Source organism: Streptomyces sp. CNQ329, assembly GCF_000482585.1.
The window spans coordinates 17,845-41,210 of sequence record NZ_AXVU01000040.1 but is presented as its reverse complement, the minus strand read 5'-3'; the positions used below and the strand labels follow the sequence as shown (position 1 = coordinate 41,210).

Here is a 23,366-nt window from a genome sequence, read left to right as displayed (position 1 = left end):
CTCACGCGGGGCCGCTTTCCGTGTGCTCCCCCGCCGGGGCCGTGCGCTCCCGCATCGGTACGCGCACGTTCCGCTCCGCCGCGATCTCCTCGGCCCGCTCGTAGCCCGCGTCGACGTGCCGGATGACGCCCATGCCCGGGTCGTTGGTCAGTACCCGGCGGATCTTCTCGCCCGCGAGCGCCGTGCCGTCGGCGACGGTGACCTGGCCGGCGTGGAGCGAGCGGCCCATGCCGACGCCGCCGCCGTGGTGGACAGAGACCCAGGAAGCGCCGGAGGCGACGTTGACCATGGCGTTGAGCAGCGGCCAGTCCGCGATCGCGTCGGAGCCGTCGCGCATGCCCTCGGTCTCGCGGTACGGGGACGCCACCGAGCCGCAGTCGAGGTGGTCGCGGCCGATGGCCAGCGGCGCGGCCAGCTCGCCGCTCGCCACCATGGCGTTGAACCGCTCGCCGGCCCGGTCGCGCTCGCCGTAGCCGAGCCAGCAGATGCGGGCGGGCAGGCCCTGGAAGTGCACGCGCTCGCCGGCCAGCCGGATCCAGCGGGCCAGCGACTCGTTTCCGGGGAAGAGGTCGAGGATGGCGCGGTCGGTGGCGGCGATGTCCTTCGGGTCGCCGGAGAGAGCGGCCCAGCGGAAGGGGCCCTTGCCCTCGCTGAACAGGGGGCGGATATAGGCGGGGACGAAGCCGGGGAAGTCGAAGGCACGGGCGTAGCCGGCGAGCCTGGCCTCGCCGCGGATCGAGTTGCCGTAGTCGAAGACCTCGGCGCCGGCGTCCTGGAAGCCGACCATGGCCTCGACGTGCCGGGCCATCGACTCGCGGGCCCGGACGGTGAAGTCGGCGGGCTTCTCGGCGGCGTACGCGGCCATGTCGGCGAAGTCGACGCCGAGGGGGAGGTACGCGAGCGGGTCGTGGGCGGAGGTCTGGTCGGTGACGATGTCGATGGGCGCGCCGGCCGCGAGCAGCCGCGGCACCACCTCGGCGGCGTTGCCCAGGACACCGACGGACAGCGGGCGGCGGGCGTCACGGGCCTCGGTGACGAGCCGGAGGGCGTGGTCGAGGTCGTCGGCCCTCGCATCCAGGAAGCCGTGCTGGAGGCGGCGTTCGATGCGGGAGGGGTCGCACTCGACGCACAGGGCGACACCGTCGTTCATGGTGACGGCGAGCGGCTGGGCGCCGCCCATGCCGCCGAGGCCGGCGGTGAGCGTGACCGTCCCGGCGAGGGTGCCGCCGAACCGCTTGGCGGCGACGGCGGCGAAGGTCTCGTACGTGCCCTGGAGGATGCCCTGCGTACCGATGTAGATCCACGAACCGGCGGTCATCTGGCCGTACATGGTCAGCCCCAGCGCCTCCAGCCGGCGGAACTCCTCCCAGGTGGCCCAGTCGCCGACGAGGTTGCTGTTGGCGATGAGCACGCGGGGGGCCCACTCGTGGGTCTGCATGACGCCGACGGGGCGGCCGGACTGGACGAGCATGGTCTCGTCCGGACCGAGGGTCGTCAGCGTACGCACCATGGCGTCGAAGGAGTCCCAGTCGCGGGCGGCCTTGCCGGTGCCGCCGTAGACGACGAGCTTGTCGGGGTGCTCGGCGACCTCGGGGTCGAGGTTGTTCTGCAGCATCCGCAGGGCGGCTTCCTGCTGCCATCCGCGGGCGCTGGGCTGGGTGCCGCGCGGGGCCCGCACGGGTCGGGGTCCTGCCATGCCTTGCCTCCTGGCCCACCGTCCTGAAACGCGTTCTGAATGAATGCAAACACATCCTGACGCGACTGAATTACCCTAGTCAAGACTGCCTCGCGTCCGACACCTGGACGCCCTACGACAACATTTGCGGCCGGATGATTGACTGACGACATGCCTGACGACATGCCGGTCCCCTTGCCGCAGGACCTCCTTCCGCCCGCCGCCCGCCGCGACCTGGCCGTGCGCGCGGCGCTGACCGAAGGGCTGGTGTCCGAGGCCCAACCGGTGGCGGGGCTGCTGGACGTCGCGGGCATCCGGGAGTCCGCGGGCGCGCTGCGGGCCGCGTTCGACGAGGTGGTCGCGCCCGGAACGCCGGTGCTGCACTCCTTCGCGGTCAAGGCCGCCGCCCTGGTGCCGGTGCTGCGGCTGCTCGCCGCCGAGGGCCTGGGCGCGGAGGTGGCCAGCCCCGGCGAGCTGGAGCTGGCCCGCGCCGCGGACGTGCCGCCGGAGCGCACCGTGCTCGACTCCCCCGCCAAGACCGCCGCGGAGCTGCGCGGCGCGCTGGCCCTGGGCATCGCGGTCAACGCCGACAACCCCGAGGAACTGGCCCGCATCGACGGCCTGGTCCGCTCGGCGCCCACCCGCTCGACCATCGGCGTACGGATCAACCCGCAGGTCGGCGGCGGCAGCATCGGCGCGATGAGCACCGCGACGGCCACGTCGAAGTTCGGCGTGACGCTCCAGGACGACGGCGCCCGCGCGTGGCTCGTCCGCGCGTACGCCGACCGCCCCTGGCTGACCGCCCTGCACACCCACACCGGCTCCCAGGGCGTGCCGCTGCCGCTGATGGCCGCGGGCGTGCGCGCCGCGTACGAGCTGGCGGAGGAGATCAACGCGGCGGCCGGCCGCCGGCAGGTCACCACCCTGGACATCGGCGGCGGACTGCCGGTCAACTTCGACTCCGACGAAGTGACACCGGCCTTCCGCGACTACGCACGCCTCCTGCGCGACGAGATCCCGGGCCTGTTCGACGGCCGCTACGCCCTGATCACCGAGTTCGGCCGCTCGCTGCTGGCGAAGAACGGCCTGGTGCTGGCCCGCGTCGAGTACGCCAAGTCCGCCGGTGGCCGCCCCATCGCGGTCACCCACGCGGGCGTCCAGGTGGCCGTCCGCACCGTCTTCGCCCCGGACGCCTGGCCCCTGCGTGTGGCGGCGTACGACGCGTCGGGCCACCCCAGGACGGGCACCCCGGTCGCCCAGGACGTGGCGGGCCCGTGCTGCTTCGCCGGCGACCTGGTGGCCCGCGCCCGCGAACTCCCTCCGCTGGCGGCGGGCGACCACGTGGCCCTCCTCGACACGGGCGCGTACTACTTCTCCAACCCCTTCTCCTACAACAGCCTCCCCCGCCCGGCGGTCCACGGCTTCACCACGGACGCCCACACGGGCGCAGTCCGCTTCGCCACGGTCAGAACGGCCCAGACACTCCCGGAAATCGTCCGGGAATCCGGCGGCGCCCACAGCACGTCCCTGACCGGCCTCACCTGACACCGCCCCGGCCTCTTCGCGAGCGGCTCGCGGCCCCCGGCCCTCGCCGTCTCCTCGTGTAGCGCCCGGTCCGCCGGGTAGCCGTACGGCCTGGGTGCGCCGCGGCAGGGGGCGGCGGTACGGGGTTGATGTAAGGGGCAGGCGGGCATTGGCAGGGACATGCTGAACTCATCCACGAAAGCAGCCGGCCCGCCGCCCTCCGACGACGGCGGCACGCCGCTGAAGCGGGCCATCGGGCCCAAGTTGCTGCTGCTCTTCGTCGTCGGCGACATCCTCGGCACCGGTATCTACGCCAACACCGGGGCCGTCGCCGGGCGGATCGGCGGGGCGTTGTGGGTGCCGTTCGTGATCGGGTTCGTGGTGGCGATGCTCACCGCCGCCTCGTACGTGGAGCTGGTCGGCAAGTATCCGCGGGCCGCGGGCGCGGCGCTGTACACCCAGAAGGCGTTCCGGGTGCCGTTCCTGACCTTCATCGTCGCGTTCATGGTGATGTGCTCGGGGCTGTCGTCCGCCAGCGCCGCCGCGCGCGCGTTCAGCGGGGACTACCTGCAGGAGTTCGTCGACATCTCGCCGACGCTCATCGCCATCCTCTTCGTGCTCGCGCTGGCCTCGCTCAATCTGCGGGGTGTCTCCGAGTCGGTGAAGACCAACGTCGTGCTGACCGTCGTCGAGGTGACCGGGCTGCTCGTCATCCTCGGCATCGGCGTCGCCGCCGTGCTGTCGGGTGACGGCGAGCCGTCGCGGCTGACGGAGTTCGAGACCGGGGGAACCGGGTACGCCGTGCTCACCGGGGTGCTCGGGGCGACCGCGCTGGGGTTCTTCGCCTTCGTGGGGTTCGAGGACTCGGTGAACATGGCCGAGGAGACCCGGGATCCGGTACGGAACTTCCCGCGGGCGATCTTCCTCGGGGTGGCGATCACCGGCACGATCTACGTCCTCGTCGCGCTCGTCTCCTCGCTGATGGTCGACCACGACCGGCTGGCGGGCTCCAGCGGGCCACTGCTGCTGGTCGTGGACGAAAGCGGCGTGAACTTCCCCGCGAAGCTGTTCGCGCTCATCGCGCTCTTCGCGGTCTCCAACTCGGCGCTGATCAACATCATGATGGCCTCCCGGCTCTGCTACGGCCTCGCCAACGAGCGGGTGCTGCCGCGCGGCATGGCGCGTGTGCTGCCGGGGCGGCGGACGCCCGTGGCCGGGATCGTCTTCGTCACGGCGCTGGCGATCGGGCTGGTGTCGACGGGCGAGATCGAAGGGCTCGGCGACACCACGTCGTTCCTGCTGCTGTGCGTCTTCGCCGTCGTCAACGTGGCGGTGCTCGTGCTGCGCCGCGACCCGGTGGAGCACGAGCACTTCCGCGCGCCGACGTGGATACCCGTGCTGGGCGCCGTCACCGCCGGGATCCTGGCCAGCCCTCTGTCCGACCGGCCCTCGGACGTCTACATCCGTGCCGGTGTGCTGCTGGCCATCGGGATCGGGCTCTGGATCGTCAACCAGGTCGCCCTGCGGGCCACACCGGCGGCTACGGAAGCGCCCGAGGCGAAGGAGGAGTGAAGCTCAGGGCCACAGCATGCGCTTCGTCCACGTGGGCGGCGTCGCCTCGTAGACGAGCCTCGTGTGCCGCCGTGACGTGTCGCCCTGCCAGAACTCCACCGTCTCCGGCCGCACCGCGTACAACGTCCACCCCGGCGCCACCAGCCCCGGGTCCGCCTCGATGCGCGCCAGCGACTCCGCGACCGCCGTCTCCCGCTCCGCCGGATCGGCGAGCGGGCGGGACTGGCGGCCGAGCAGGGCTTCCGCGCGGGCGCCGGCGCCGCGGGCGAGGAAGTCGGCGGCGCTCAGCTCCGGATCCGCGGCCGTGACCGGGCCGCGGATCCGTACCTGGCGGGCCAGCGGCGACCAGTAGAACGTCAGCGCCGCGTACGGCCGCCTGGCCAGGTCCCGGCCCTTGGGGCTGCCGGCGTCCGAGGCGAACTGCCAGCCGTCCGGGCCGACGTCCTTGAGGATGAGCACCCGCGCCGAGGGGTCGCCGCCCGCGCCGGCCGTCGACAGGGTCATCGCGTGCGGCTCGCGCACCCCCGCCCGTACGGCCTCCAGCAGCCAGCTCGTGAAGAGCGCGACCGGCTCGTCCGGGGTCTCCCGCGGGTCGAACGAGGGCAGGTCGCCCTCGAAGACCTCGATCCCCCGCAGCAGCCGCCTCAGGTCGTCGGCCACGATGCCCCCTTCTCATGCCGGTGGCCCGGCCGGAGGGCGTACGCCCCCGCGCCGGGCCACACGGCCGGTCGTGTCAGGTGGTGCCGGTCGGACCGGCCGTTCAGTCGCCACCCTGGAGGATGGCCACCAGACGCAGCATCTCCAGGTAGATCCAGACGAGGGTCAGGGTCAGCCCGAAGGCGGCGAGCCATGCCTCGTCCTTCGGGGCGCCGTAGGCGATGCCGTCCTCGACCTGCTTGAAGTCCAGGGCCAGGAAGCACGCGCCGAGCACGACGCCGATGACGCCGAAGAGGACGCCGAGGCCGCCGCTGCGCAGCCCCATGCCGTCCCCGCCGCCGATGAGCGCGGCGAAGAGGTTGACCGCCATCAGCAGCACGAAGCCGATGGCCGCGCCGACGACGAACCGCTGGAACCGGGCCGTGACCCGGATGATCCGCAGCTTGTACGCGACGAGCACACCGAAGAACACCGCCATCGTGCCCAGCACGGCCTGCATGACCGCGCCGTCGACGTAGGTGTTGAAGTACTCGCTGATGATGCCGAGGAAGACGCCCTCGAGGACCGCGTACGACAAGATCAGCGCGGGGACCGGGCGGCGCTTGAACGCCTGGACCATCGCCAGAGCGAACGCACCGAGCGCGGCCAGCAGGCCGAGGCCGAGCGACTTCTCACCGTCGAAGGCGATCCAGGAGACGGCGGCGGCGGCGATCACCAGGCCGAGCGTCATGCCCGTACGGGACACGACGTCGTCCATGGTCATACGGCTGCCGGCGGGCGCCGCGTGCGGCGCCCATTCGCCCTGCTGCTGGTCGGCGGGCGCGTAAGGGTTCCGCGGGGCACCACCCGGCTGCTGCGCATACGGGTTGGTGCCGGGCTGGGCGTACGGGTTGTTGCCCTGGGCGACAGCGGGGCCCCCGGCCTGCGACGGCGCGTTGAAGCCTGCCGAACCGCCCTCGCGGCTGAACCCCCGTCGCGTGAAGACCGGGTTGCTGCTCCTCATCTCACTCCTCCATGGCCGCACTGCGCGGCCTTGGGACAAGAGTAATGGGTAGGCAAAGACATCGCGCCAGACCTCAGGAGGATCTTTCACGAGGCTTTCCCAAGTCTTTCCCCGCGGGAGGTAAGCAAGCGCTCAGGAACTGAGGTCCGCGTCACAGTACGAGAACCGTGACCCCCAGGCTACGTACGGGTAACTTCAGCCCAGGACCCTGCCCCTCGCGTCCCCTGGGAGCCGTGATGCCCGAAGCCGTGATCGTCTCTGCCGCCCGCTCCCCGATCGGCCGGGCCGGGAAGGGCTCCCTGAAGGACGTCCGACCGGACGACCTGACCGCGGGGATCGTACGCGCCGCCCTCGACAAGGTGCCGGGCCTGGACCCGGAGGACATCGACGACCTCATGCTCGGCTGCGGGCTGCCCGGCGGCGAACAGGGGCACAACCTGGGCCGCGTGGTCGCCGTGCAGCTCGGCATGGACCACCTCCCGGCCTGCACCATCACGCGCTACTGCTCCTCCTCGCTGCAGACCACCCGGATGGCGTTCCACGCCATCCGGGCCGGCGAGGGCGACGTCTTCGTCTCGGCGGGCGTGGAGACGGTCTCCCGGTTCGTCCACGGTTCCTCCGACGGCATGCCCGGCACCCACAACCCCCTCTTCGCGGAGGCCGAGGCCCGTACCGCCGAACGCCAGGAGAAGGGCTCGGCCTTCGACGGGGGGAGCTGGCACGACCCGCGCAGCGACGGCCTCGTGCCGGACGTGTACATCGCCATGGGGCAGACCGCCGAGAACCTGGCGCGGGCCAAGGGCGTCACGCGGCAGGACATGGACGAGTTCGGCGTGCGGTCGCAGAACCTCGCGGAGAAGGCCATCGCCGCGGGCTTCTGGGAGCGCGAGATCACACCCGTCACCACCCCCGACGGCACGGTGGTGAGCAAGGACGACGGCCCGCGGCCCGGGGTGACCCTGGAGGGCGTCGCCGGACTGAAGCCGGTCTTCCGCCCCGACGGGCTGGTCACCGCGGGCAACTGCTGCCCGCTGAACGACGGTGCCGCGGCGCTCGTCGTGATGTCCGACACCAAGGCGCGCGAGCTGGGTCTCACGCCGCTGGCGCGGATCGTCTCGACCGGCGTCTCGGCGCTGTCGCCGGAGATCATGGGCCTGGGCCCGGTGGAGGCGAGCAAGCAGGCGCTCGCGCGGGCCGGGATGGCGATCGGCGACATCGACCTGGTGGAGATCAACGAGGCGTTCGCCGCCCAGGTCATCCCCTCCTACCGGGATCTGGGCATCGATCCGGACCGGCTGAACGTCAACGGGGGTGCCATCGCCGTCGGGCACCCCTTCGGCATGACGGGCGCGCGGATCACCACGACGCTCATCAACTCCCTGCAGTGGCACGACAAGCAGTTCGGGCTGGAGACGATGTGCGTCGGGGGCGGCCAGGGAATGGCGATGGTGCTGGAGCGGCTCAGCTAGTTCACCGAACGGGCGGGGCAGTGTGAGGCCGCGCCCCGCGCGCCGTCGGACGGCGGTGGGACCAAAGGCCCGCCCTATTCATGCCATTTTCCGCTAGGGGTGGGGTTCTGCGCTCCGGCAGGCTGAGGTAGAACATGGGGGTCCTACAGCAATCGGGAGTCCGACAGTGAGCGCCACCACCTTCGCCGTCCTGCTGGCCGCCACCCCTGCCGTGCTGCTCGGCGCCGCCGTGCTGCGCGCGGTGAGCGGACTGCGGCGCGAGGTCGTCACGCTCCGTGCCGAGCTGACCGCGCAGGCCGCGAAGCAGGCCGCCGGGGAACGTGCGCAGGCCGACCCGGAGACCGCCCCGGCGGAGTCCGGCACCGCGGAGGACGGGGCCGTGGACGGGGCCGCGGTGCCGGCCGCCCGGCCCGTACCGGCCGCGGAGATACGTATCGCCGTCGCCCAGGCGCTCGCCGACGAACGGGAGCGCGAACTGGCCGAGGCCCGGGCGTTCTGGGCCGAGCAGGAGGCGCGCGACAGCATCGAGGCGACCCCCTTCCCGGTCGACCCCGTGGACTTCGGCGGCGAGGTGTTCATACCGCGCCAGGCCGACTTCGCCGGCTTCGAGCCGCTGCTCGACCCGATGGACCGGCTCGACCGCATGGACCGCGTCGACCCCGTGGACCGGCCGGAGTGCGCGGAGCCCGCCGAGCCGGACGACGTCGGCGCGGACGTGCCCCCCGCCGAGGGCGAGTCCGCCGAACTGGCCGCCGCCCGCCGCCGCCACCCCTCGCACCCCGACTTCCGTCCGCAGCCGGCCGTCGCCGACCACGAGCGCACCGTGAACCGGCTGGAGGACCTGGCCGCGGGCCGTACGCCGCTGACGGACGTGCGGCTGGGCCCGCTCGGCACCCTCGACGTCTACGTCTTCGCCGACGGCACCACGCTCTGCCTCTCCCCCGGCCACCGCGACACCGCGGAGCGGCTCGCGGACGCGCTCGACGGCGGCACGGAGCCGGTGCTGCTGGGCGGTTCGGCGATCAGCGGGGCGTTCGCCCTGACCTTCGACTGCGCGGGCGAGAGCGTCTACATCCTCGCGGACCGCGTCATCGCCTCCCTCTGAGCCCCGCGGACGAGGCCCTACGAGCCCGTCAGAGCGCCGCGTTCACAGCCGGACGTACCGGACCACCGCCAGCGCCTCCTCAAGCCCCTGTACGTCCCCAGCGGCCCGCAGCGCCTCCGCCAGGTCCCGCCCCGCGACGGCCACCTGGTCCCCCACCGCGAACTCCCCCGCCGCCGGCATCTCGTACGGGCTGCGCTCCGGTGCCTCAAGCCGCTGCGCCCGCGCGGACAGCTCACGCGCCAGCGCAAGCCCGGCGGCGGCCGCCCCCGCGCGCAGCCGGCTCTGCGGCAGCGACCGCAGTCGGTCGGCGACCCGGTCAACAGCGGTCACGAAGTCGAGCACGTCGAGCACGAGCAGAGCCTAACCCTCCGGTAGTCCTCCGGAGGTTCGAGACCGCCCGCCCCGGGTGGTTGTCAACCGGCCCACCCTCAGGCACGGTGCTGAGAAGGACTGCATACCGGAGGCGCCGATGTCCCATGTCTTCTCCGCAGAAACCCACCGGAACCTGCTCTCCCGTATCCCCCACTGCACCGGCCGTGAAGTCTCCGACTGGCTGCAGACCGTCGAAGACGGTCCCTGTCTCCTCCGCTTCGAGGAGAAAGTGAGCTGGCTCCGTGGCGAGCACAACCTGGCGTACGGCCACGCCAAAGCGATCATCCACGAGTACGACCTGAGGCGGGCCGCGCGCAAACTGCTCTAGGAGGGGACAGCGCACCCCTGGCGCAACGACCGAGCACCAACGGCCCGCGGGAGGACGACTCCTCCGCGCGGGCCCTTCCCTGCGGGCACGGCGGCCCGGCCCCCCGTTCCCCCGTGACTCTCCGGGCCCGTACGCCCCGGCCGGACGGCCGGAGCGCGGGGCCCTGTCCCCCTTGCTTCCTACTCGCTCCTGATGGCCGCGAGCATGTTGAGCCGCGACGCCCTGCGGGCGGGCCACAGCGCCGCCAGCATGCCCACCAGCGCCGCGCCGGCGAGGAAGTAGCCCATCCGCTCCCACGGCAGCACCAGCGCGTACGTGTCGAGCGAGCTGGAGATCAGCTCACCGGCGGCCCAGCCGAGGAAGACCCCGAGCCCGATGCCAAGCACGCCGCCGAAGAGCGAGATGACCAGCGACTCCAGCCGCACCATGCGCTTGACCGCGCGCCGGTCCAGGCCGATGGCACGCAGCATGCCGATCTCCTGGGAGCGTTCGAAGACCGACATCGCCAGCGTGTTGATCACGCCGAGGACCGCGACCAGGACGGCCATGCCGAGCATGGCGTAGAGGATGTTCAGCATCATGCCGATGAGCCCGGCGATGGCCTCGGAGACGTCCTCCTCGTTCATCACCGAGACGGCGGGGTTGTCGCCCAGGGCCTGCTCCAGCCGGTCCTTCGCGGCGTCGCTCTCGCCGCCCCCGGTTTTCACCCAGACCTCCATGGCGGTGATCCGGTCCAGGTGGGGGTCGACGACCGAGGTGTCGAGCATGATGCCCTTGAGCAGCTCGTTGCCGTGGTAGATGCCGGAGACGGTCAGCTCCCCCCTGGCGCCGTCCTGATAGGTCACCGCGATGGTGTCGCCCATCTTCCAGCCCTCGTCGTCGGCGGTGTCCTCGTCGACGATCGCCTTGGCGGGACCACCGCCGGCGGGGACGCCGTCGCGCAGGCCGGCGAACGAGCCGTGGGTGAAGTCGAGCTCCATCAGCTCGCCGACGGCGGCGCCGTTGACGCCGGTGAGGTACTCGTCGTCGCCGCCGATGTCGACGGGCGCGTTGCGCAGCGGGGTGAGGGCGGTGACCTCGTCGAGGCCGGAGAGCTTCTTCTCCACCTCCGGACCGAGCGGGGTGAAGTTCGCCATGGAGACCGAGTAGTCGGCCTTCATGGCGTCGGTGGCCATCTTGTCGATGGCGTTCGAGAGGCCACCGCCGATCACCGTCAGGCCGGTGATGAGGGTGAGCCCGATCATCAGCGCGGAGGCGGTGCCGGCGGTGCGCCGCGGGTTGCGTACGGCGTTCTGCCGGGCGAGCTTCCCGGAGACGCCGAACATCCGCAGCACCGGCGCGGAGAGGGCGATCAGCGGCCGGGAGAGCAGCGGGGTGAGGACGAAGACGCCGATCAGGAGGACCGCGGCGCCAGCGCCCATGAGCACCTTGCCGTCGTCGGCGGTGGTGCCCGCGACGACCATCAGCGCGCCGCCGCCCGCGATGACCGCACCGATGGCGTTGCGTACGACGAGGCTGCGGACGGTCGCCTGGGCGTGCACGCTGCTCATCGCGGCGACCGGGGGGATCTTCGCCGCCCTGCGGGCCGGCAGCCAGGCGGCGAGCACGGTGACGACGATGCCGACGACGAGCGAGATGATCACCGTCGTGGGCGAGACGATCAGCGGGCCTTCGGGCACCGTCTGGCCGGTGGCGCTCATCAGGGAGCGCAGCCCGGCGCCGATGCCGGTACCGGCGGCGAGGCCGGCGAGGGCCGCGACCGTGCCGACGGCGGTGGCCTCGAAGAGCACCGAGCGGGTGACCTGGCGGCGGCTGGCGCCGACGGCCCGGAGCAGCGCCAGCTCCTTGGTGCGCTGGGCGACGAGCATGGTGAAGGTGTTGGCGATCAGAAAGATGCCGACGAAGAGCGCGATGCCCGCGAAGGCGAGCATGCCGGTACGCAGCCCCTCCATGCCCTGCTCGATCTGCCGGGCCTGGTCGTCGGCGAGCTTGGTGCCGGTGAGCGCCTCGGACTCGGCCGGCAGGATCTTCTGCGCCTCGGCCCGCAGCTCCCGCTCGGAGGTGCCGGGCGCGGCGGCGAGGTCGATCTCGGTGTACTCGCCGGGCCCGGTGAAGAGGTCCTGCGCGGTCTCGGTGTCGAAGAGCACGAGGCTGCCGCCGGCGGCGACGTTGCCGTCGTCGGTGGTGAAGACGCCTGTGATCGTCGGTTCGAGTACGGGGCCGTCGACGGACATCCGCGGGGTGTCGCCGACCTCGTAGCCGGTGCGCTCGGCGGTCCTGGCGTCGATGGCGATCTCGTTCGCGTTCCGGGGCCCACGGCCGTCGCGCATCGGGTAGCGGGAATCCTCGCCGCTGCCGTCGCCCTTCGTGCCGCCGGGGTAGTAGTTGGCGCCGCTGGTGGACCAGCCGTCGCCGACGAGGTCGCCGTCCTTGTCGGCGAGCGCGGCGAAACCCGCGACGTTGCCGGTGGCGGACTTCACGCCGGGCAGGGCGGCGGCCCGGTCCAGCAGCTTCTGGGTGAGCGGGGGCGGTGCGCCGGGACGGCCCTCGTCGGCGTCGTCGTCGGGCTGCAGGCGTACGTCGACGTGGTCGAAGCCCTTCTCCGAACTCTTGGTGTAGGCATCGGAGATGGTGGAGGTGAAGACCAGGGTGCCGGAGACGAAAGCGACGCCGAGCAGGACGGCGAGCACGGTCATCAGCAACCGGGCCTTGTGCGCGAACACGTTGCGCAAGGCGGTGCGGAGCATAGGGGGTCAGTCCTGTGGTGGAAGCCGGTAGCGGGCGGCCTTCTGGGTCGGCGGGCGGAGCTCAGCCCACCGGGCCCGGGGCCGAAGCCTGGGAGGTGTGCGCGGCGGCGCTCCCCGGGAGGCGCCGCATCATGTCCAGCACCTGCTCGGAGTTCGGGTCGCGCAGCTCGTCGACGATGCGGCCGTCGGCGAGGAACACGACGCGGTCCGCGTACCCCGCGGCCACCGGGTCGTGCGTGACCATGACGACCGTCTGACCCAGCTCGCGCACGGAGTTGCGCAGGAAGCCGAGCACCTCGGCGCCGGAGCGGGAGTCGAGGTTGCCGGTGGGCTCGTCGGCGAAGATGATCTCGGGCCGGGCGGCCAGGGCGCGGGCGACGGCGACGCGCTGCTGCTGGCCGCCGGAGAGCTGGCTGGGGCGGTGCTTGAGCCGGCCGGACAGGCCCACCGTCTGGACGACCTGCTGCAGCCACTGCTCGTCGGGCTTGCGCCCGGCGATGTCCATGGGCAGCGTGATGTTCTCCAGCGCGTTCAGCGTCGGCAGCAGGTTGAACGCCTGGAAGACGAAACCGACCTTGTCGCGCCGCAGTTGGGTGAGCCGCTTGTCCTTCAGCCCGGTCAGCTCGGTCTCGCCGATGCGCGAGGAGCCGCCGGAGATGGTGTCGAGGCCGGCCATGCAGTGCATCAGGGTCGACTTGCCGGAGCCGGACGGGCCCATGATCGCGGTGAACTCGCCCTGCATGAACTCCACGGAGACGCGGTCGAGGGCGACGACCTTGGTCTCACCCTCGCCGTAGACCTTCGTCAGCTCGGTGGCGCCGGCCGCCGGCACGCGGGCAGACGCGATGCCGCGGCCGGAGGCGCCGGGGATGGTGGTGGTCACGGCGGTGGGCTCCTGTCGGACGGTGGGGTGCAACCTGTCCCGTCCATCGTTGCGGTGGATCCGGGCGTCCGGATCAGCCCGCGCTCCGGTTCGGGGCGAGACCGAGGAGGTACTCCGGCCTCCGGCGGCTCCTCCTGGGGTATGACCCGGACCCCGACGAACGCATGGGGCGAGGGCCTCGAGAGCGGGAAAAAGGGGAGTGGAATTTCATCGGAGGACTTCTTCGACAACTCGGGCCTAAAACAAGCCAACATCAGTCCGTAGATGGCCAGTTCGGCCCATCCGCACCGCTACTCTGGTTACGCGCCATGCGGTGGTCCGTACGCAGTGTGCGGGCCGGGAGTCCTGCCCGGATGGTGGAAAGCAGACACGGCGACCTTAAAAGTCGCTGGCCTTCGGGCCGTGCCGGTTCAAGTCCGGCTCCGGGCACCTCCCGGCAAGAGGTCGTCGACCTGCGAAGACGACTGGTCAGCAACGGTGACCCCGCTCCTCCGGGGCACCGCTGGCCTTCCGATCGGCCTCACCCGGGCAGTCTGGAACCGGCCACCCTGCTGAAACGTTCACGCGAACGCTCACGCCCGCGGTCCGGCTCCCCGGCCCCGCCGGCGCCCCGGCCGCCCGCATCCCGCCCCCTTCTCATCTCTTCCTCAGAATCCGCAGGTAGCCTCGCGCGCACGCGATCGAGGACCCCAAGACGGGAGGAGCGGAAGTGGCGCGCGGAGTGATGTCGCTGGCACGGGCAGCGGTCGTGGTGCGCGCGGGCGCGGCGCCGCTGTGGTGGCCGGGTATCGCCGCCGCGGCGGCGGGTGCCTGGCAGGACGGCCTGACGGGCCAGTGGATCGGACTGTACACGGGCGCGGCGTTGTTCCTCGTCGTCGCCCCGGCGGTCTACGCGGTACGCCGCAAGCACTGCCTGGCGCAGGCGCGCAAGGCCCAACGGGCTGCCCGTAGCGCGGTGTTGCAGGACCGGGCCGTGACCGTACGGACATGGCGGCGGGCGCGCCGGTGGTGGCTGGTGGCGGGGTTCGCCGTCGCGGCCGGCTCGGCGGCGGCGGTGCCGGTCGCCGGCGGGTTGGCGCTGGCCGGAGCCGGTGCGGGGCTGCGGGCGAAGGCCGCGTGGCTCGGCCGCTGGGAGCGGGAGCAGGAGGCGCTGCTGTGGCTGCCGGTCGACGCCGTCACCCGCCGGGGTGCCGGAATGGGCTGCTCCGGCACGGAGTTCGTCCGTACGGGCGTGGCCGCCGGCGACGCCCTGCCGGGCGGGGGCGTACGCCGGGGCTCGCCGGCCACCGTGTGACGGCAGCCGGCGCCCGGCGCACGCGACCCGGGGAGTACGGTGTGCGCGGTGCCGGAGGGCGCGGGGAGCGCGGTATTCACGCACCGGGGAATTCCGCCTCTCGCCCCTCGGCCCCGGCACCGCGTACACGGAATTCAACGGCACGGGAATTACCACCGCTAAGTGAAAACATGCGTTCCGCATTACCCGCGTAGGTGCACCGGCCGGAGTGGCAATCCGCTTCCACACCCATATCGCCGTGAACGCGCAGAAACAACGTCACTGGAAGAGGCGCAGCGGGACCGTACGGGCGAGGACCGCGTAGCCCTCGGGGTTGAGGTGGAGGTGGTCGCCGGTGTCGAGGGCGGGCAGCAGCACGCGGGGGTTCGCCGGGTCGCGGGTGACCGCGTCGAAGTCGACAACGGCGTCGAAGCGCCCGCTGGTGCGGATCCAGTCGTTCACCCGCTGCCGGGTCGCCTCGCGCAGCCCTTCCGGGTCGTCGTACAGCGTGCTGCCGCCGAACGGCGTGAGCGTGGCCCCGTAGACACGGATGTCCTGCGCGTGCGCCCGCGTGACGATCTGGTCGTACGCGGCCAGCAGTTCGTCCCCGATCTCGCGCTGCGCGGCCTCGGTGGCCGGCGCCACGCCGATGTCGTTGATGCCCTCGAAGACCAGCAGCCACCCCGCCCCGCTCGCGGCCAGCACGTCGCGGTCGAGGCGGGCGAGGGCGTTGGGGCCGAGGCCGTCGTCGAGGACGCGGTTGCCGCCGGCGGCCTGATTGACGACGGCGACCGGCTGGCCATCCGAGTCGCGCAGGCGGTCGAAGAGCAGGTCGGGCCAGCGGTCGTTGCCGTTGGTGGTGGAGCCGCGGCCGTCGCTCAGGGAGTCGCCGAGGACGACGGCGGCGCGGGCGGGGGCCTTGGACTCCACGCCGCTGAGGAAGTACCAGTGGTCGGTGGTCGTCGCACCGGGCAGCGCCTCGGCGTCGGTGTGGTCCCCGGCGAGCAGGTAGGAGGTGGTCCGCGAGCCGGGGTGCGAGGTGACGTCGGTGGACGCCTGGCCGTCGGCGAGGTACAGCGTCACGGTCAGGTTGGTGCCGGGCTCGACGTCGAGGAGTACGGGATCGGAGACGACCTGCGCGCCGACGGGTACCGTCGCGGCCGGCCGGCCGCTGAACGTCAGCGGGCGCGAGCTGCCGGGCACGATGCCGTCGACGCCGGCCCGGCCGTCGGCGGGGAGGGCGACGGCGGCGCGGGTGATGGGCAGTTCGGCGCCGCCGAAGGCGTTGGAGAAGCGGAACCGGAGCTGGTCGCCGGGGACGGTGAGACGCACGGTCTGGCGCAGGGTGGCGTCGTGCAGCACGCCGTCGTCCTGGGTGAACGGCGGGGGCGGCATGTTCGCCGGCTCGGTGAGCTGCGGCATCGAGGTCCAGGCGGCGACCCATTGCGCCTGGCCCCGCGGGGCGGCGCCCGCGTGGGTGCCGGCTTCGGCGGGGGCGGGGCCGCGCAGCGCCTGGACCGCCACCGCCGCGACGGCGACGAGGGCCATGACGAGCGCGGCGGCGAGGTACGGATACACGGCGGAGCGGCGGTCACGGGGGCGTCGGTACACGGGCTGGGGCATCTGTGGCTCCCGAAGCGAGGCGACGAAAGATTTCGAGACTCAAGCCGAAAATTTCTGACCGTACGGTACGGTCCACCGACATCACGGTCAACGTCGCCGCGCGAGCGGCTTCATGCCAAGCCATGCCAGCCGCGCCTCAATACGTCCCCGGCGGCAGCAGCCGCGTCCGCCCCGTCCCGTCCGTCACCGGCGAGAAGCCCGCCGCACGCAGCCGCGCGACGGCGTTGGCGTACCGCCTGCGGGTGACCGGATAGATGACGCCGATGATCAGGAGTGTCGGCACCCCCACCGTCAGCGGACCGAGCATCCGCGCCTCGTCCAGCGCGAGGAAGGCACCGGCCGGCACGACCACGAACACGAGCAGGATCATGAGGGCGAGCGCCAGGATCTGCCGCTGCGCCCGCCCGTCGGTGGTGTCCGAGACGATCCGCGACCGGTACAGCCGAAGCTGCTCCGGCGTCGGCTCCGGCAGCGGCCCGCCGCTGCCCGCCCGCGGGTACGCGGCCCACGTCGCGGCGGCGCGCTGCTGCGCTGCCGGGCTCGGGTCGCGTACCAGGAACACCCGCAGCGGCGCGCGCGACGCCTGCTGCGCGTCCTCGTACGCGAAGCCGTACTGCTCCGCGATCCAGGCCAGCCGGGCGAGCTTCTTGACCGAGCCGGCGCCGCTGGCCAGCGGTATGGCGTCGACCCTGGTCGTCTGCATGATCATCGTCGGCGCCCGGTCGGCCACGGAACCCCCCTCTGCGGTCCCGGCCAGCCTAACCGGGCGTCCGGGGCCCGCCGGGGCTCCGCGGGGCGGGCCGGATCAGTCCCAGTCGGAGCTGCTCTTCTCCGCCCGGCGGCGGCGGAAGAGCCCCGTGGCGTGCACCAGGTTCACGCCGACGATGCCGCCCCAGGTCACCATCAGCCCGGCCAGCCCTTCGTTGACCACCCCGATCGCCGACAGCGGGATCGCCAGCACCATCGACACGGCGGCGAAGCCGAAGCGCTCCCCGAACGTGCCCTCCGGCGAACCGGTGCCCGGCTGCGTGCCCCGCGCGACCTGCATCTGCTGCTCGGCGAGCTGGCGGCGCAGCCGGGTGTCGAACGATCCGTCCATCCGCTGCTGCACCTTCTCGAGGAAGCCCTCGATCAGCTCCTCCTCGTACTCGGGGCCGAGGTCCCTGCGGGTCTGCAGGGTGGCGTCGAGTTCGTTCTTGATCTCCGGGTCCCGCGCAGTCATACCCCGTACGGTACGGAGTCCGCGCGCGCAGGTGCAGTGGTGCTAACCCCCCAATTCGTTCCGGTGCGCCCTTGCCGTCGTGCATACGGTCATGCAGAGTCGTCGTGCAGTGAATAGCACATCGGATCCGGAGGTGGGATGGTCTCCGCCGACGCGGGCGCCCGGCTGCAGAAGCTCTTCGAAGGGCGCCGGCTGACGCCGACCCAGCGCCGTATCGCGCACTGCATGGTGCGCAGGGCCGCCGACGCACCGTTCCTGTCGAGTGTGGAGCTGGCCGAGCTGGCCGGAGTGAGCCAGCCGTCCGTCACCCGCTTCGCCGTCGCCCTCGGCTTCGACGGTTACCCGGCACTGCGCCGCGCGCTGCGCGAGGCGGGCCTCGGCGAGCCGGCGGGGCGGACGGACCGGAACGAGTACCAGCAGGCCGTCCAGGCCGAGATCGAGAACCTGCGCAACCTCTCCGCCCTGCTCGCCGACCCCGCCCCCGTCGAGGACGCCGGCCGGCTCCTCGCCGTCTCCCGGCCGCTGCCCGTGCTCGGGCTGCGCGCCGCGGCGGCGCAGGCGCGCGGCTTCGCCTACTTCGCGGCCAAGGTGCACCCGGACGTCCGCGTCCTCGACGAGGCCGGTTCGATGCTCGACGACCGTCTCGACGCCGCCGCCCGCGCCGGCGCCACGGCGCTGCTGTGCTTCGCGCTGCCGCGCCACCCACGCGAACTCGCGGAGGCGCTGCGCACGGCACGGGCGACGGGGCTGACGGTGGTCACGGTGGCCGACAGCTCGTTCACACCGGTCGCGCAGGACAGCGACATCCTGCTGCCGGCGGCGGTGGGCACGGGGCTGTCGTTCGACACGGCGTGCGGGCCGATGCTGCTGGGCCGGGTACTGCTGGAGGCGATGTGCGACGCGCTGCCGGACGCGCAGGCGCGGCTGGAGGAGTTCGACGCGCGGGCCGCGGAGCGGGGCCTGTTCCTCGACTGACGCGGCCGGCGCGCCACGCGGCCCACGGCGTACGGGAACGGCCCCCGGCGGCCGGCGGTGCGGGCGTACGGCGGACGGCCCACGCCGGATGCGACGCCCCGGGCCCCGCGGACCGCACTGCCCGCCGACACCGCCGTACGGACCCGGACCCCGGGTCCGTACGGCACCGCGCTCTACCTCCGCTCCCCCACCGCCGTCTGCTCCGCGTCCGTCTCCGACTCCACCCGCCGCCTGCGGCGGTGCTTCAGCAGCGCCCACGGCCCGCGCCCGCCCGTCGGTCCGGCCGGGGCGACCTCCGTGCCGCTCTCGCCCGCGGCCCGGGCCGCGGCCTTGGCCACCGGCAGGTAGCTCTCGTCGCGGCGGAGGTCCGGGCGCTCCTCCTCCGCCGGCCACATGCCCAGCGCCGCGGCGAGCGTGGGCAGCACGGCCATCGCGGCGGTGGCGTAGCCCTCCGCCGAAGGGTGGTAGTTGTCCGGACCGAACAGCTCACGCGGGTTGGCCGCGAACTCCGGACCCAGCAGCGTGCCCAGCGACACCGTGCGCCCGCCGCGGTCGAGCACGGCGATGGTCTGCGCCGCGGCGAGCTGCCGGCTCAGCCGGCGGGCCAGCCAGCGCAGCGGCTGCTGCACCGGCTCGATCGTGCCCAGGTCCGGGCACGTACCGACGACGACCTCCGTGCCGGCGTCGCGCAGCCGCGCGACGGCATCCGACAGACAGCGCACCGACACCGCCGGCGGCACCCGGTGGGTGACGTCGTTGGCGCCGACCATGATGACCGCGACGTCGGGCCGCAGCCCTTCTTCGTCCAGCAGCAGCGTCACCTGCCGGTCCAGATCGTCGGACTGCGCCCCGGACAGCGCCACGTTCCGCAGGTCCACCGGCCGCTCGGCGACCGCCGCGAGCCCGGAGGCGAGCAGCGCCCCCGGCGTCTGGCGGGGGCGGTAGACACCCTGGCCCGCGGCGGTGGAGTCGCCGAGGAACGCCAGCAGCACCGGCCGCACCCCGCGTCTGCGGCCGAAGGCCGCCCCGTACCGCCCGTCGGCCCGCGGCGGCTCCTCGTCGCTGCCGCCCACCCGGCGCCGCGCCAGGTGCACCTCCGCGACCAGCACACCCAGCGTGGCGCCGCCGAGCAGGCCGATGCCCCCGCCGCCGTACGCCGCCGCCGCGGCGATCCGGCGTGCCGCCCTCGCCCTGGTCATCGACATCGCCTCTCCGTTCCGCGCCGGCCCCCGTGTGCCGCGCCGCGCAGTGTCCGTCCATCCCGCTGCCGCCGTGTCCGTTCCGCCGTCCCGTCCCCTTCTCTGCCCCTGTCTCCGTCCCCGTCCGCCGTCCCTCCCCTTCCTCACGTTCCTCTCTCTGTCCTACGCCGTCTCCCCTCCCCGTCCGAGGCGGCGCGCGGACACCGGCCACCCGCCGCCCGCGGCGGTCTACGCGCGTGCTAACACTTTGTTGCCCGGCCATGTGCCCGGCTCAATCACCCGCGGGGGAAGCCTTACGCTGGGCTCGCCCCGAGACCCACGAACCCTGGAGTGAGCGGTGCAGTATCACGAGTCGATCACCGACCTGGTGGGCAACACCCCCCTGGTCAGGCTGGGCCGCGTCACCCAGGGCATCCGCGCGACGGTGCTGGCGAAGGTCGAGTACTTCAACCCCGGCGGCTCGGTGAAGGACCGCATCGCACTGCGCATGATCGAGGCCGCCGAGCGCTCGGGCGCGCTGCGGCCCGGCGGCACGATCGTCGAGCCGACGTCCGGCAACACCGGCGTGGGGCTGGCGATGGTGGCCCAGCAGAAGGGCTACAAGTGCATCTTCGTCTGCCCGGACAAGGTCTCCACCGACAAGATCAACGTGCTGCGGGCGTACGGCGCGGAGGTCGTCGTCTGTCCCACCGCCGTGGACCCCGAGCACCCCGACTCGTACTACAACGTCTCCGACCGCCTGGTCCGCGAGACCCCCGGCGCCTGGAAGCCCGACCAGTACAGCAACCCCGACAACCCGGCGTCCCACTACCACTCCACGGGCCCCGAGCTGTGGACCCAGACCGACGGCCGCATCACGCACTTCGTCACGGGAGTCGGCACCGGCGGCACGATCTCCGGCACCGGCCGGTACCTGAAGGAGGTCTCCGACGGCGCCGTGCGGATCGTCGGCGCCGACCCGGAGGGATCCGTCTACTCCGGCGGCTCGGGCCGCCCGTACCTGGTCGAGGGCGTCGGCGAGGACTTCTGGCCGGACGCGTACGACCGCGGGGTCGCGGATGAGATCGTCGCCGTCTCCGACAAGGACTCCTTCCGGATGACCCGGCGGCTGGCCCGCGAGGAGGGCCTGCTCGTCGGCGGCTCCTGCGGGATGGCGGTGGTCGCCGCCCTGCGGGTGGCGGAGCGGCTGGACGAGAACGGCGTGGTCGTCGTCCTGCTGCCGGACAGCGGCCGGGGCTATCTGTCGAAGATCTTCAACGACGACTGGATGGCCGACTACGGCTTCCTCGACGAGGCCGGCGCCGCGAGCGTCGCGGACGTGCTGCGCGACAAGGAGGGCAGCCTGCCGTCGCTGGTGCACATGCACCCGGAGGAGACGGTGGGCGAGGCGATCGAGGTGCTGCGCGAGTACGGCGTCTCGCAGATGCCGGTCGTCAAGCCGGGAGCCGGACACCCGGACGTGATGGCGGCGGAGGTCATCGGCTCGATCGTGGAACGCGAGCTGCTGGACGCGCTCTTCACCCACAAGGCCGAACTCGACCACCCCCTGGAGAAGCACATGTGCCCGCCGCTGCCGCAGGTCGGCTCGGGCGAGCCGGTCGCGGACCTGGTGGCGGTGCTGGAGGGCGCGGACGCTGCGGTGGTGCTGGTGGACGGCAAGCCGACCGGCGTGGTCTCCCGGACCGACCTGCTGGCATACCTGGCGAAGGGCGCCGGCAGGGCCTGAACCGGCCACTCGTCCACACCCTTCGCGCACGTGTCACCACGCACCGCTACGATGCCTTCGTAGCGGGGCAACGACACGTGCGGAGGCGCAGATTGGCGGACCGACTCGCCGTCGACGGCGACGAACTCGAGCGCTTCATGCGCCTGCTGAAGCGCTCGGTGCAGTCACTCGAAGGCGTCCACAAGGCCCTGCGCGACTCCACCGTCACCGGACTCGGTACGGACGATCTCGATGACGCGTGCCAGTACTTCCAGGACGACTGGAAGTACGGGACCGGGCAGATCGGCGAACAGGTGGAAGAGCTGGCGGAGATCGTCGCGGACAGCAAGGAGAGCTACGCCGAGGTCGACAAAGCCCTGGAGGAGAACCTGACGAACTCTGCCCAGGGAGGCGGTACATGACGAAGGACGAACCCCCCGGCTTAGACGGCACCTTCCAGCCGGGCTACAGGCCCACCGGACTCGTCCCGCCCGACCGGGCATGGCGCGGCGCCCAGCCCCAGGGCCTCCAACCGGGCACGGTCCCCGACACCTACCCGCACCTGGGCTTCAACCCCGCCCCCGGCGACCGGGAAACCATCCGCGCCCTGAGAACCAAACTGATCACCTGCGCGAAGGTCCTGGACGAGACCCGCGCCATGATCACCAAGCTGATGGACGGAAGCTACTGGAAAGGCGACGCGGCCGTCGCCTTCCGGGAGCAACTGGAGAACGGCCCACTCCCGCTGAACCTCAAGAACGCCGCACACTCCATCGACAAGGCCGCCGCACAACTCGACCGCTGGGACATCGAACTCCAGGAGTTCCAGCGCCGCGCGAAGCGCCTCGACGACAGCGCACGCGAGGCGCGCGAGGCACTCGGAGAGGCGAAATCCGACGCCGCGACGGCGAAGCGGGACGCCACGGGGACGGGGCAGGGGGAGGGGAAGCCGGACGACGACGAAGCGAAAGCGGCGATGCGCCGGCTGGACGCGGCGGTGGAGGTCGCCCACGAGAAACTCAAGGGCATCCTGTCCGAGGCGAGGGAACTCGCCTGGGAACACGAAAACGAGGCCCGCACCCGCGCGCAGCGCATCCGCGACGCCACCGACAAACTGGCCCCCCAGGAACCCGGCTTCTTCGCCGAGGCGGCAGCCTGGATCACGGAGAACCTGCCGGACATCCTGAGCATCGCGGCAGGGGTGGTGGCACTGGCGGCGTTGACGATCGTGACGGGCGGCACGGCGACGGCGCTCCTGCTGGTGGTGGCAGCGGGACTGAGCGCGGGAGCGTTCGCTTCTCGATTGGCGGACCCGGAGGTGGGGGCGTCGTTGTGGGCCGGTTTCACAAAGGGCGAACTCGGCGCGGACTTCTTCTCGAACTTGGTGAGCGTTGGTGCCGATATGCTCGGCACGATCCCCGGCCTGGCTGCGGCAGGACAGGGAGCCAGGCTGGGCACGAGAGCCATTCGGACCAGCGCCGAAACTCTGACACTGGGCCAGAAGTTCCATACCGTGGGCAGCCGAATCATCACGGAGGCGCAAGGAATCGCCGCACTGGACAACCCCGTGCTGACTCGGATGGTCCATGGCGTGCGGCTACCGGATTCGGCGAACGATGCCATTCAGATCGCCGCAACTTCCAGCGGCGTGCTCTCCGGTGGAGTCGGCCTGCTCACCGAAAATGAGGCTGTCGAGATTTCAGGCACTGCCATCGGCGGCCTGGACATCGCAGGAATCGGCAGCGGAGATCTGATCGCCCTCATCCATCGCGCTTTCCCCTGATACCTGACCTGGCAATCTCGAATGAGGTCTATCGCGTGCATCCGTCCGACCACCCCACCGCCTGGGAGCACCCGCCTACCCGGCGCGCTTGGACCCGACAGACAACAATCAGCATCCTTGCGTTCATCGGATGGTTCATCAGCCCCTGGTGCCTTGTGTTCGTGCTTGTCGGGTTCCTTCCCACGGTTTTCGTCGCCGCGTTTGCGCTACCCATCTGTTACAGCGCGTACCGCGCCTGCATTCAGCCACTC

At 72.2% G+C, this 23,366-nt stretch carries 20 protein-coding genes and 1 tRNA gene; 11 read left to right on the top strand and 10 right to left on the bottom strand.

All coding sequences use genetic code 11. The features are described from left to right. Nucleotide 1: 1 nt before the first annotated feature. Nucleotides 2–1,696 carry a urocanate hydratase gene (hutU, locus tag I003_RS0123605; RefSeq protein WP_037721531.1) on the bottom strand — a complete coding sequence of 565 codons (1,695 nt, stop codon included), beginning with the start codon at nucleotides 1,694–1,696 and terminating at the stop codon, nucleotides 2–4. Nucleotides 1,697–1,846: 150 nt separating this feature from the next. Here hutU and I003_RS0123600 point away from each other — a divergent pair, with 150 nt between their 5' ends. Together I003_RS0123600 and I003_RS0123595 are read left to right on the top strand one after the other, a co-directional pair. Further along, a complete protein-coding gene (locus I003_RS0123600) occupies nucleotides 1,847–3,220 on the top strand; it encodes a type III PLP-dependent enzyme domain-containing protein (RefSeq protein WP_037721529.1) in 1,374 nt (457 codons plus the stop codon). A 159-nt stretch (nucleotides 3,221–3,379) separates the two neighbouring features. Then, nucleotides 3,380–4,771: an APC family permease gene (locus I003_RS0123595; protein WP_027773770.1), complete on the top strand. Its 1,392-nt coding sequence runs from the start codon at nucleotides 3,380–3,382 to the stop codon at nucleotides 4,769–4,771. A gap of 3 nt (nucleotides 4,772–4,774) precedes the next feature. On the opposite strand, the gene I003_RS0123590 is transcribed toward I003_RS0123595, so the two are convergent. Together I003_RS0123590 and I003_RS0123585 are read right to left on the bottom strand one after the other, a co-directional pair. Further along, the gene (locus I003_RS0123590) at nucleotides 4,775–5,431 is read right to left on the bottom strand and encodes a pyridoxal 5'-phosphate synthase (RefSeq protein ID WP_037721527.1); all 657 of its coding nucleotides are present in this window, start codon (nucleotides 5,429–5,431) and stop codon (nucleotides 4,775–4,777) included. Between the two features lie 100 nt (nucleotides 5,432–5,531). Continuing rightward, complete coding sequence (locus I003_RS0123585; protein ID WP_027773768.1) at nucleotides 5,532–6,431, bottom strand: Bax inhibitor-1/YccA family membrane protein; 900 nt, start codon at nucleotides 6,429–6,431, stop codon at nucleotides 5,532–5,534. Between the two features lie 236 nt (nucleotides 6,432–6,667). Between I003_RS0123585 and I003_RS0123580 the strand changes: the two genes are divergently transcribed. Then, nucleotides 6,668–7,900, top strand: coding sequence for an acetyl-CoA C-acetyltransferase (locus tag I003_RS0123580; protein WP_027773767.1), 1,233 nt, complete (start codon nucleotides 6,668–6,670; stop codon nucleotides 7,898–7,900). Nucleotides 7,901–8,066: 166 nt separating this feature from the next. Next, nucleotides 8,067–9,005, top strand: coding sequence for a hypothetical protein (locus I003_RS0123575; RefSeq protein ID WP_027773766.1), 939 nt, complete (start codon nucleotides 8,067–8,069; stop codon nucleotides 9,003–9,005). A gap of 42 nt (nucleotides 9,006–9,047) precedes the next feature. On the opposite strand, the gene I003_RS0123570 is transcribed toward I003_RS0123575, so the two are convergent. Continuing rightward, complete coding sequence (locus tag I003_RS0123570; protein WP_027773765.1) at nucleotides 9,048–9,356, bottom strand: hypothetical protein; 309 nt, start codon at nucleotides 9,354–9,356, stop codon at nucleotides 9,048–9,050. A gap of 118 nt (nucleotides 9,357–9,474) precedes the next feature. Here I003_RS0123570 and I003_RS0123565 point away from each other — a divergent pair, with 118 nt between their 5' ends. Beyond that, nucleotides 9,475–9,705 (top strand): DUF4287 domain-containing protein, encoded by a 231-nt coding sequence (locus tag I003_RS0123565; protein ID WP_027773764.1) that lies wholly within the window; start codon nucleotides 9,475–9,477, stop codon nucleotides 9,703–9,705. A 179-nt stretch (nucleotides 9,706–9,884) separates the two neighbouring features. Here the strand turns inward: I003_RS0123565 and I003_RS0123560 are convergent, their stop codons facing one another. Next, nucleotides 9,885–12,452, bottom strand: coding sequence for an ABC transporter permease (locus I003_RS0123560; RefSeq protein WP_027773763.1), 2,568 nt, complete (start codon nucleotides 12,450–12,452; stop codon nucleotides 9,885–9,887). 61 nt (nucleotides 12,453–12,513) lie between these two features. Then, nucleotides 12,514–13,335 carry an ABC transporter ATP-binding protein gene (locus tag I003_RS32985; protein ID WP_051368407.1) on the bottom strand — a complete coding sequence of 274 codons (822 nt, stop codon included), beginning with the start codon at nucleotides 13,333–13,335 and terminating at the stop codon, nucleotides 12,514–12,516. Between the two features lie 347 nt (nucleotides 13,336–13,682). Here I003_RS32985 and I003_RS0123550 point away from each other — a divergent pair. Continuing rightward, nucleotides 13,683–13,764, top strand: a tRNA-Leu gene (locus tag I003_RS0123550). A gap of 280 nt (nucleotides 13,765–14,044) precedes the next feature. After that, complete coding sequence (locus I003_RS0123545) at nucleotides 14,045–14,629, top strand: hypothetical protein (RefSeq protein ID WP_027773762.1); 585 nt, start codon at nucleotides 14,045–14,047, stop codon at nucleotides 14,627–14,629. Between the two features lie 258 nt (nucleotides 14,630–14,887). Here the strand turns inward: I003_RS0123545 and I003_RS0123540 are convergent, their stop codons facing one another. The 3 genes from I003_RS0123540 to I003_RS0123530 all read right to left on the bottom strand — a co-directional run bounded on the left by I003_RS0123540 (nucleotide 14,888) and on the right by I003_RS0123530 (nucleotide 17,453). After that, nucleotides 14,888–16,231: an SGNH/GDSL hydrolase family protein gene (locus tag I003_RS0123540; protein WP_027773761.1), complete on the bottom strand. Its 1,344-nt coding sequence runs from the start codon at nucleotides 16,229–16,231 to the stop codon at nucleotides 14,888–14,890. A 136-nt stretch (nucleotides 16,232–16,367) separates the two neighbouring features. Beyond that, nucleotides 16,368–16,961 carry a hypothetical protein gene (locus I003_RS32980; protein ID WP_051368402.1) on the bottom strand — a complete coding sequence of 198 codons (594 nt, stop codon included), beginning with the start codon at nucleotides 16,959–16,961 and terminating at the stop codon, nucleotides 16,368–16,370. A 75-nt stretch (nucleotides 16,962–17,036) separates the two neighbouring features. Continuing rightward, nucleotides 17,037–17,453, bottom strand: coding sequence for a hypothetical protein (locus I003_RS0123530; RefSeq protein WP_027773760.1), 417 nt, complete (start codon nucleotides 17,451–17,453; stop codon nucleotides 17,037–17,039). 138 nt (nucleotides 17,454–17,591) lie between these two features. Between I003_RS0123530 and I003_RS0123525 the strand changes: the two genes are divergently transcribed. After that, nucleotides 17,592–18,428: a MurR/RpiR family transcriptional regulator gene (locus I003_RS0123525; protein WP_027773759.1), complete on the top strand. Its 837-nt coding sequence runs from the start codon at nucleotides 17,592–17,594 to the stop codon at nucleotides 18,426–18,428. Nucleotides 18,429–18,601: 173 nt separating this feature from the next. Here the strand turns inward: I003_RS0123525 and I003_RS0123520 are convergent, their stop codons facing one another. After that, nucleotides 18,602–19,633, bottom strand: a complete 1,032-nt coding sequence (locus I003_RS0123520; protein ID WP_027773758.1) for an SGNH/GDSL hydrolase family protein — start codon at nucleotides 19,631–19,633, stop codon at nucleotides 18,602–18,604. A gap of 331 nt (nucleotides 19,634–19,964) precedes the next feature. On the opposite strand from I003_RS0123520, the gene I003_RS0123515 reads away from it, so the two are divergent. The 3 genes from I003_RS0123515 to I003_RS0123505 all read left to right on the top strand — a co-directional run bounded on the left by I003_RS0123515 (nucleotide 19,965) and on the right by I003_RS0123505 (nucleotide 23,115). Continuing rightward, on the top strand, nucleotides 19,965–21,353 hold the full coding sequence (locus I003_RS0123515; protein WP_027773757.1) for a cystathionine beta-synthase: 1,389 nt from the start codon (nucleotides 19,965–19,967) through the stop codon (nucleotides 21,351–21,353). 92 nt (nucleotides 21,354–21,445) lie between these two features. Next, nucleotides 21,446–21,754: a hypothetical protein gene (locus I003_RS0123510; RefSeq protein ID WP_027773756.1), complete on the top strand. Its 309-nt coding sequence runs from the start codon at nucleotides 21,446–21,448 to the stop codon at nucleotides 21,752–21,754. Then, the gene (locus tag I003_RS0123505) at nucleotides 21,751–23,115 is read left to right on the top strand and encodes a hypothetical protein (protein ID WP_027773755.1); all 1,365 of its coding nucleotides are present in this window, start codon (nucleotides 21,751–21,753) and stop codon (nucleotides 23,113–23,115) included. The genes I003_RS0123510 and I003_RS0123505 overlap by 4 nt, the downstream gene beginning before the upstream one ends. Nucleotides 23,116–23,366: the final 251 nt, after the last annotated feature.

Bases quoted from the DNA above. Each gene is read 5' to 3' on its own strand.
- hutU (WP_037721531.1), bottom strand. From the start codon at position 1,696: ATGGCAGGACCCCGACCCGTGCGGGCCCCGCGCGGCACCCAGCCCAGC.
- I003_RS0123600 (WP_037721529.1), top strand. From the start codon at position 1,847: ATGCCTGACGACATGCCGGTCCCCTTGCCGCAGGACCTCCTTCCGCCC.
- I003_RS0123595 (WP_027773770.1), top strand. From the start codon at position 3,380: ATGCTGAACTCATCCACGAAAGCAGCCGGCCCGCCGCCCTCCGACGAC.
- I003_RS0123585 (WP_027773768.1), bottom strand. From the start codon at position 6,431: ATGAGGAGCAGCAACCCGGTCTTCACGCGACGGGGGTTCAGCCGCGAG.
- I003_RS0123580 (WP_027773767.1), top strand. From the start codon at position 6,668: ATGCCCGAAGCCGTGATCGTCTCTGCCGCCCGCTCCCCGATCGGCCGG.
- I003_RS0123565 (WP_027773764.1), top strand. From the start codon at position 9,475: ATGTCCCATGTCTTCTCCGCAGAAACCCACCGGAACCTGCTCTCCCGT.
- I003_RS0123560 (WP_027773763.1), bottom strand. From the start codon at position 12,452: ATGCTCCGCACCGCCTTGCGCAACGTGTTCGCGCACAAGGCCCGGTTG.
- I003_RS0123540 (WP_027773761.1), bottom strand. From the start codon at position 16,231: ATGCCCCAGCCCGTGTACCGACGCCCCCGTGACCGCCGCTCCGCCGTG.
- I003_RS0123530 (WP_027773760.1), bottom strand. From the start codon at position 17,453: ATGACTGCGCGGGACCCGGAGATCAAGAACGAACTCGACGCCACCCTG.
- I003_RS0123525 (WP_027773759.1), top strand. From the start codon at position 17,592: ATGGTCTCCGCCGACGCGGGCGCCCGGCTGCAGAAGCTCTTCGAAGGG.
- I003_RS0123520 (WP_027773758.1), bottom strand. From the start codon at position 19,633: ATGTCGATGACCAGGGCGAGGGCGGCACGCCGGATCGCCGCGGCGGCG.
- I003_RS0123505 (WP_027773755.1), top strand. From the start codon at position 21,751: ATGACGAAGGACGAACCCCCCGGCTTAGACGGCACCTTCCAGCCGGGC.